At 44.4% G+C, this 8,957-nt stretch carries 8 protein-coding genes; 2 read left to right on the plus strand and 6 right to left on the minus strand.

All coding sequences use genetic code 11. The features are described from left to right. Nucleotides 1-31: 31 nt before the first annotated feature. From argS to speE, 4 genes are all read right to left on the minus strand, one after another. Entirely contained in the window at nucleotides 32-1,702 is a 1,671-nt protein-coding gene (argS, locus tag Q1B03_RS21165; protein WP_299746552.1) for an arginine--tRNA ligase, read from the minus strand. A gap of 4 nt (nucleotides 1,703-1,706) precedes the next feature. Beyond that, nucleotides 1,707-2,144 (minus strand): DUF1934 domain-containing protein, encoded by a 438-nt coding sequence (locus Q1B03_RS21170; protein ID WP_282138385.1) that lies wholly within the window; start codon nucleotides 2,142-2,144, stop codon nucleotides 1,707-1,709. A 208-nt stretch (nucleotides 2,145-2,352) separates the two neighbouring features. Further along, nucleotides 2,353-3,225 carry an agmatinase gene (speB, locus tag Q1B03_RS21175; protein ID WP_299746557.1) on the minus strand — a complete coding sequence of 291 codons (873 nt, stop codon included), beginning with the start codon at nucleotides 3,223-3,225 and terminating at the stop codon, nucleotides 2,353-2,355. A 122-nt stretch (nucleotides 3,226-3,347) separates the two neighbouring features. Continuing rightward, on the minus strand, nucleotides 3,348-4,178 hold the full coding sequence (speE, locus tag Q1B03_RS21180; RefSeq protein ID WP_299746560.1) for a spermidine synthase: 831 nt from the start codon (nucleotides 4,176-4,178) through the stop codon (nucleotides 3,348-3,350). Between the two features lie 423 nt (nucleotides 4,179-4,601). Here speE and Q1B03_RS21185 point away from each other — a divergent pair, with 423 nt between their 5' ends. Further along, entirely contained in the window at nucleotides 4,602-6,668 is a 2,067-nt protein-coding gene (locus tag Q1B03_RS21185; RefSeq protein ID WP_299746563.1) for a transglycosylase domain-containing protein, read from the plus strand. Nucleotides 6,669-7,046: 378 nt separating this feature from the next. Here the strand turns inward: Q1B03_RS21185 and Q1B03_RS21190 are convergent, their stop codons facing one another. Next, nucleotides 7,047-7,550, minus strand: coding sequence for a YwhD family protein (locus Q1B03_RS21190; protein ID WP_299746566.1), 504 nt, complete (start codon nucleotides 7,548-7,550; stop codon nucleotides 7,047-7,049). A gap of 29 nt (nucleotides 7,551-7,579) precedes the next feature. Continuing rightward, nucleotides 7,580-8,185 (minus strand): site-2 protease family protein, encoded by a 606-nt coding sequence (locus Q1B03_RS21195; RefSeq protein WP_149154984.1) that lies wholly within the window; start codon nucleotides 8,183-8,185, stop codon nucleotides 7,580-7,582. Between the two features lie 277 nt (nucleotides 8,186-8,462). Here Q1B03_RS21195 and Q1B03_RS21200 point away from each other — a divergent pair, with 277 nt between their 5' ends. Continuing rightward, nucleotides 8,463-8,648, plus strand: a complete 186-nt coding sequence (locus Q1B03_RS21200; protein WP_034765056.1) for a 2-hydroxymuconate tautomerase — start codon at nucleotides 8,463-8,465, stop codon at nucleotides 8,646-8,648. Nucleotides 8,649-8,957: the final 309 nt, after the last annotated feature.

Consider the following 8,957-nt stretch of genomic DNA (forward strand, 5'->3'; position numbering starts at 1 on the left):
CCGAGGGACGGACCTTTTTCATCTATCGTCATTACATTTTTTCCGGAGCAGCAACTCCGATTAATGCAAGAGCGTTTTGTAATGTGACTCGAACCACTTTTACAAGAGCCAGACGAGCCGTTGTAAGTTCACGGTTTTCTTCATCCAGAACCTTATTGGCATTGTAGAAGCTATGGAAAGCTGATGCCAGGTCGTTAATGTAGTTCGCCACTCGGTGAGGTGTACGTTTCTCAGCAGCATCGGCAACCATTTGTGGGAATTCACCTAATTTTTTCAGTAAATCCACTTCTTTTTCCGTACCGATCAGCTTTAAGTCGATCTTGTCTTCTGAAGAGAGTCCTTGCTCCTCTGCTTGACGAAGAATGCTGCAAATACGCGCGTGGGCATATTGAGCATAGTACACTGGATTTTCATTAGACTGTGAAACCGCTAAGTCCAAATCAAAGTCCATATGCGTATCGGCACTTCTCATGGCAAAGAAATAACGGACTGCATCAAGGCCGACCTCTTCAACAAGCTCACGTAAAGTGACTGCTTTACCTGTACGTTTACTCATCTTCATCTTCTCACCATTTTTATAAAGGTGAACAAGTTGAATCACTTCTACTTCTAATTTCTCACGGTCAAAACCAAGTGCCTCAATCGCCGCTTTCATACGAGGGATGTATCCGTGGTGGTCAGCACCCCAGATATTGATCAGCACATCGTGTCCGCGTTCGAATTTGTCCTGGTGATAGGAAATATCCGGGGTCAAGTACGTGTACGTCCCATCATTCTTGATCAGAACACGGTCTTTGTCATCCCCAAGTTCAGTCGAACGGAACCAGGTCGCGCCGTCTTCTTCATAAACGTGACCATTGTCTTTTAGTGTTTTTAGCGCAGCGTCAATTTTACCGTTTTCGTAGAGTGACGTTTCAGAGTACCACACGTTGAATGGCACACGGAACATTTCCAGGTCCTTTTGAAGCTTCGCCATTTCGATCTTCAGTCCGTACTCACGGAAGAACTTGTAGCGCTCTTCGTCGCTTACTTCCGCATATTTCGAACCGAATTCTTCCGCTAGTTTCTTCCCGATTCCGATGATGTCCGCCCCGTGATATCCATCTTCAGGCATCGCTTTGTCTTCTCCAAGAGCTTGGAAATAACGGGCCTCGACGGAAACAGCCAGGTTATGGATTTGGTTTCCTGCATCATTGATGTAGTATTCACGCGTTACTTTATAGCCTGCTTTTTCAAGAACGTTACATAGGGAATCACCTACAGCCGCTCCACGGGCATGTCCAAGGTGAAGGTCACCTGTCGGGTTGGCAGATACAAACTCCACGTTCACTCTCTCGCCATTCCCCGCATTTGATTGACCATATTCCTGGTCTTGATCAAGAATCAATGGAATCAAATCGGTCAGGTATTCATTGTTCATGTAGAAGTTAATGAACCCAGGTCCTGCGATCTCCATTTTTTCAATGGATGCTTTGGACTGGTCGAAGTTCGCCATAATGTCCTCTGCAATCATGCGCGGTGCCTTTTTTGCTACGCGTGCAAGCTGCATCGCCATATTGGTAGAGTAATCACCATGGGATTTTTCTTTCGGGATTTCTAGGATAACATCAGGAATCTGATCCTCTGTTGCGAGTCCCGCTTTCAGAACTGCTGCTTTGATTTCGGATTTCAGGTTTTCTTGTACTTTTTCGACAATATTCATGCGTCTATGCTTCCTCCTTATAGTGAATGGACATAACATAATCCCCTACTGGACTGTCTTGCATTTTTAACTCGTAAGAAAGGTTGAAATCCCCTTCCAGTTTAGAGTCACTTTGTGTATGTGAAAGTTTTTTTGTTTTGGTTGTAAGTAAGAGAGTACCCATCTGGCTTTCATAAGAACCATTTTGTTCCTCCCGTTCGTTAAAGGCCATTCTCATTTTCACTGCACCGCTTCTGAGAATGAGAGCTTGTTGATCCGAGACTTTAACGATCGTATGGGTGGTTCCTTCCTCTTGCACCTCATCGTACTTCAGGAAAACGGCATCTCCTTTTTCATAGTATCGACCAAATGATACCAGTTCAAAAGAGTCACTTTCCTCTCCTATTGTGATTTTGGTTTTCAAGTGAACTTTGACAGGGGTGTAATCCGTTTTTGCCGTCAAACCACTCACATCCTTTTCTATATTAGGGTCCGATCAAGTGATAGGTCCGTCCCTCTTTTAGACGTCCCTTCCTTCTAACTAATTAAGTATAAGAAGTATTGTGGGAAATTGCAATGGAACACTGGGAGTTTTCATATTGCGGAGTGGATGTAAGCGGATTTATGGTAAAAGAAGAGCCCCTTCCGACAATCAGAAGAGGCTGTGCTGTTTATTTTACCCAACCAAGGAGCATTTCACGAATCAGCTTACTTGCTGTATTGGCTGTTTGCTCTGATGGATCATAGATCGGGGCAACTTCCACAAGGTCTGCTCCTACCACATTTACGTCAGAGTGAGCGATGGCATGGATCGATGCCAGTAATTCTTTAGACGTAATCCCACCGCAATCCACGGTTCCTGTTCCAGGAGCATGGGCAGGGTCTAGTACATCGATATCGATCGTCACGTACACAGGACGCCCTGCAAGCTGCGGAAGAATTTCCTTCAACGGCTCAAGTACTTCAAATTTCGAGATATGCATACCGTTTTCTTTCGCCCATTGGAATTCCTCTTTCATCCCGGAACGGATTCCGAATGAATAGACATTTTTCGGCCCGATATGCTCGGCGATCTTGCGGATCGGAGTGGAGTGGGATAATGGCTCTCCTTCATACTCTTCACGAAGATCGGTATGAGCGTCCATATGAATGATCGCAAGGTCCGGATACTTCTTAGCGACTGCTTTCATGACCGGCCATGATACCAAGTGCTCCCCACCCATTCCGAATGGGATTTTTCCGTCTCCAAGAAGACCGTCGATATAGTCTTCAATCATATCGATGCTTCGCTGCGGGTTACCGAATGGCAATGGAATATCCCCGGCATCAAAGAATTTCACTTCTTCAAGCTCGCGGTCGAGATACGCACTGTACTCCTCCAAACCGATCGACACTTCACGAATACGGGCCGGACCAAAACGGGAACCGGGACGGTAGCTAACCGTCCAATCCATCGGCATACCGTAAAGAACGACCTGGCTATCTTTATAAGAAGGATGACTTTTAATAAACACATTACCTGAATAAGCCTCATCAAAACGCATATTCTTCAACCTCTCTTTTTAGAGGGACGGACCTCAGGAGGTGCATAGCACCTCCTGAGGCCCGTCCCTATTGAATTTGTACTATTTTCATTGAAATTTGAGGTCCGTCCCTCAAATTTTCTTTATTTCGTCAGGTCTTTAACGAATTTAGGAAGGGCGAATGCTGCTTTGTGCAGTTCTGGTGTGTAGTATTTTGTTTCGATATCATGGAAACGATCTTCCGGCACTTCAATTGGATCGTGCTTTTTCGAACCGATCGTGAATGCCCATAGTCCGCTTGGGTATGTCGGGATATTTGCAGTGTACAAACGTGTAATCGGGAAGATCTCTTTTACATCACTTTGTACTTGGCGGATCAGACCCGCTTTGAACCAAGGATTATCACATTGAGCGACAAAGATTCCGTCTTCTTTCAATGCTTTCGAAATCCCTGCATAGAAACCTTTTGTGAATAGGTTTACAGCTGGCCCAACCGGCTCAGTTGAGTCTACCATGATGACGTCATATTCGTTTTCACTTTTCGCGATGTGCATGAAGCCATCGTCCACTTGTACGTCAACGCGCTCGTTTTCCAATTCTCCGGCAATCTCCGGCAGATACTTCTTAGAGTACTCGATCACTTTTCCGTCGATTTCAACAAGTACCGCTTTCTTCACGCTTGGGTGCTTTAATACTTCACGGATTACGCCACCGTCTCCGCCACCGACAACTAATACCTTCTCAGGATTAGGGTGTGTGAATAACGGAACGTGAGCTACCATTTCATGATAGACGAACTCGTCTTTTTGGCTTGTCATCACCATTCCATCCAAGAATAGCATGTTACCCCACTCTTCTGTCTCTGCCATTTCAAGATGTTGAAAATCCGTTTGCTCTGTATGTAAAGTCTTCTTGATTTTCATCGTGATTCCGAAGTTTTCTGTTTGTTTTTCTGTGTACCAAAGTCCACTCATTGTTTCAACTTCCCTTCTTGTTTTTTATCGATCTTTCCGCAATTTCCGTTCTTCGCTGTAAAAATCATATACCACTAGTTTGAGTTTTCACACGTTCATCTTAAGGACAAAATAGATCACTCAATCAAGCCAAAGCCTGAAATAACGGGCTTTTCCTTCTATATTGTAAAAACGTCCAAAGCAGACGTCAGTTTTATCCTTCCCTATCATGATAAATACAAACATGAGAAAAAGTATAGTGGAATCTAGCAAAATTTCAAGTGAAATTTTTTCTAAAACTTTGACGTTTAAAAACTCGTAAAACTTTTCATACTAATACTACACGCTAAACATAATGAGGATTTCTATCCAAGTCCACTATATAAAATCCGAGGTCCGTCCCTAGTGAGGGACGGACCTCAGGTAGAGAAAGCAGGGAGAGGTATGGAACTTATTGCTGGAATGGAGAGAACAAAAAAATATGCAAGAGCGGCAGTCGTTGGGGCTTTATTGGTTATGATCCTCTTTCTGCTAGGGCTGATCGGGATTTTAACGTACGCTAAAATTCAGGGACCCCCGCCTCTTGCCGTGCCCCAGTCCACTTTGCTCTACAGCGAGGATGGAAAGGTTATAGGGGAAACCAATACAGGAGAGAAACGCTATTGGGTGGGTCTGAAGGAAATTTCGCCGGCACTCATCGAAGCTACCATTTCGATCGAGGACAAAAGCTTCTATCAGCACTATGGTTTCGACATCAAACGTATGGCGGGAGCAGCACTTGCCGACCTGAAAGCCATGGCAAAGGTGCAAGGAGCCAGTACCATTTCCCAGCAGTATGCTCGTAATCTATTTTTATCTCATGACAAAACATGGAAAAGAAAGATCTCAGAAGCCCTCTACACGATTCGAATCGAAATGAACTATTCGAAGAAAGAAATTCTAGAAGGCTATTTAAATACCATCTATTATGGACATGGTGCTTACGGAGTTGAGGCAGCAAGTCTTTACTATTTTGGTAAGGATGCCAATCAATTGACCGTTGGCGAAGCTGCAATGCTGGCAGGAATCCCCAAAGCGCCAACTTACTATTCACCCGTCGCCAATATGGAGAATGCCAAGAAGCGTCAGGAGCTTATCCTTAAGTCCATGACCGAGGACGGCTTCATTACAGAAGAGCAGCAGACAGTTTCCAAAGCGGCTCCGATTACCATTACTGGCGAGCACGCCCATCAAAAGGCAGAAACGGCGCCATATTTTCAGGACGTTGTAAAAAGTATTCTACGCTCTGACTTAGGTATCGAAGAGCGAACCATCGAAATGGGCGGATTAAAAGTTTACACAACCCTCAAATCCGACCATCAACAAGTAGCCGAAAAAGTAGTGAAGGAACAAATCCCTGATGAGTCTGATATTCAACTGGGCTTTGTATCCATGGATCCTAAGAATGGATTTGTTACAGCGCTTGTTGGTGGAAGAAGCTACGAGGAAAGCCCGTTTAATCGTGCGGTGCAGGCCATCCGGCAGCCTGGATCAACGATTAAGCCTCTCCTTTACTATTCTGCCCTGGAGCAAGGCTTCACTCCTTCAACGACCATGAAGAGTGAGTTAACTTCATTTACATTTGATGACGGAAAAGAGAAATATACACCTCATAACTACAATAACAAATATGCAGGTGATGACATTACCCTCGCTCAGGCCATTGCTCTTTCAGATAATGTTTATGCAGTGAAGACCCACCTTTTCATTGGTCAGGATACCTTAACGAAAACAGCCCAAGAGAAATTCGGATTAACGACAAAGGTAAAAAAGTACCCTTCCTCGGCACTCGGTACATCAGGGGCAAGAGTCATCGATATGGTCAACGCCTACAATATCTTTGCAAACGGCGGCTATAAGGTGAAACCGGTATTCATCACGCGTGTGGAAGACTGGTCCGGTAACGTCATTTACGAAAATACATCCGAGAAAGAACAAGTTTTGGACCCTGATCAAGCGTATGTCATGACACATATGCTGAGTGGAATATTTGATCCAAAGCTCAATGATTACTCAACGGTGACGGGGATCCAGATCCGGAAAGACGCCACCCGTCCCTATGCAGGAAAATCTGGTACAACCAACACAGACAACTGGATGATCGGCTACTCACCTCAGCTTACGGCAGGAGTATGGACAGGATATGATAAAGAAAAAGAAATCTCCCTGGTGGACGATAAATATTTAGCCAAGGAACTATGGGTGAATTTCATGGAGGAAGCCCTGAAAGATGAACCCGTCAAAAACTTCAAACCAACAAAGGGTGTGGTCGGTGTAGCTGTGAATCCCCATAACGGATTACTTGCTACAGAAGACTGTCCCGTGCAGCGCTTCACGTACTTTGTAAAAGGAACAGAACCAACCGAATACTGCCACGAACATCTGGGTGATAATGAAACACCGAAAGAGAAAGCGCCAGCGAAAAAAGAAGAACAGCCATGGTATGAAAAGGTGAAGGATTGGATTTTTTAACCGAAAAGCGGAGGCGGCTTGGGCAGGCAGAAAAGTCGGTGTTCACAATTTGGCGCAACAAAGTTCGAATGTGGCACAACAAAACCGGAAAGTGGCACAAGTTCATTCGAATGTGCCCCAGCAAACCCTAAAAGTGCCGCAAGTTCGTCCGAATGCGCCGCAACAAATCCAATTCACGCCTACAAATCACGCCAAATCTCTATAAAAAAACAAAAAACGAAAAACCACGGGTTTGTGCGAACCCGTGGTTTTTCATGTCCTAGTTTATGTGCAAACTGTGATTTAAGTGTACTTTTTTTCAAGCGTAAGGGCAAGATGTGAACGACATATTCAAAAAAATGTCATAGTTTGTTCACAAAAGAAATTTTTTCTATCTTTTTAAACTTTTAACGCTTCCTTTAATTCATCTTTTGAGCGTTCCCACATACCCTCATCATGCTTCTTCAAGAATTCGGAAAGAATCCCTTTCGACTTGTCGTCCAATTGATCGAGGACAATTTTCCTTTTAATCGATTTATCCATATTATTCACATGCTCCGGCATGGACTTGTAGCCTCTACGCTTCTCACGGTTCACAACCATTTCACAAGCCGTAACCCCCGCATAATAAGGACCGTTTTCCATACGGTCAATGGTCACCCAGATCAACCAATACGGCTTACCGCCTGCTGAGTCCTCACGGTTATTTGTGAATTTTATCCCTTTTTCGATCGGGCTCCTCGCATGCATCGCTCCGATTTCAATCGTGGCTTCCCCTTCTTCGACATCAATCATTACAGGGGAAACATTATCTAGACTTAATGAGCCTACACCATAGCCACCGTGACCGTCCGTTGGGTCACTTTTGATGATATTAAATCCAATGTTCTTTTTCTTTTCCATGTATCTTCACTCCTTCAAAGTCGACATACCTAGCTAAAGACTGAAAAAACAGTCGTAAAAATCGCACTGAAAGCCTGGTTTGTTGCTGTCATCCCACCTTGTAGCAACGGCCAGATTGTATACTCGTCAAGAGGTGTAATCACGATGATCAGGAATAAAACGACTCCATACTGTTCATACTGAGTCAATTTTGCCCTGATATGATTCGGTGACAGGTCCTCTATGATCCGGTATCCATCCAGCGGAGGGAACGGCAGTAAGTTAAACACAAATAACAACACATTCAGATACACAATCATCTGCAAAAGATCGATGACAAAAGGAGGAACCCCTACTCCACCAGTTACTCCTACAAAAAAATAAAAAAATCCAAATGCAATGAATGCAAGTAAGAAATTACTCAGGGGACCTGCCACTGAAACTAATACCCCTGCCAAACGGGGATTTTTAAACCGGGATCTCATGACCGGCACAGGACGCGCCCAGCCAAACCCCGCAATTAATATTAAAATGGTTCCAAGTGGATCCAGATGTTGAATCGGATTTAATGTGAGTCGTCCTTGATCTTTCGCTGTCGTATCACCAAATTTGTATGCCACAAACGCATGGGCAAACTCATGAACTGTAAAGGCCATGACCAGGGCGATCACCACAAACGGAAGCTCTTCCAACCGAAAGACGGAAAATGACTCAAAAATAGAGCTAAATGTATCCAAAGTATGTACTCCTTTAAAAAATGGTTTACTTTCTTATTCAATAGTATACAGAAAAATTCCTGCATTCATGACAATTCCTATTTCTCATCATAACAAACTTGCTCTCACATCCCCTACCCATTACATTTAATAGGGAGGCAGAATGAACATGCCTACCACCGATTGTACCAAAACAAAAAGCAAGGAGCGAATCATAATGCCTTATATCACAGTAAAAATGCTTGAAGGCCGTTCAGAAGAACAAAAACGCGCCCTCGTCGAAAAAGTAACCGAAGCCGTAAGTGAAACAACAGGGGCACCTGAAGAAAAAATCGTTGTCTTCATTGAAGAAATGACGAAAGGTCACTATGCGGTAGGTGGAAAACGTTTAAGTGATCAATAGAAAAGCGGAAGGGCTTTGCCCAGAGGCGACAAGCATAAGACGAATCCGCACAAAAGGCGCTCTTTGCCTTTTTTGTGGATTTGGCTTATGACCTCGAGCCTCTAAGCCCTGGAGCTGGACATGTAGAAAAGCGGAAGGGGCTCGCTCTGGGGCGACAAGCATAAGACGAGTAACCCGGAAAGGCGTTCTTTGCCTTTTTGGGTTACTTGGCTTATGACCTCGAGCCCCAAGCCCCTGGAGCTGGACATGTAGAAAAGCGGAAGGGGCTCGCTCTGGGGCGACAAGCATAAGACGAGTAACCCGGAAAGG

Origin of the sequence: uncultured Rossellomorea sp. (assembly GCF_947488365.1) — a bacterium.
In the GTDB taxonomy this organism is placed as follows: domain Bacteria; phylum Bacillota; class Bacilli; order Bacillales; family Bacillaceae_B; genus Rossellomorea.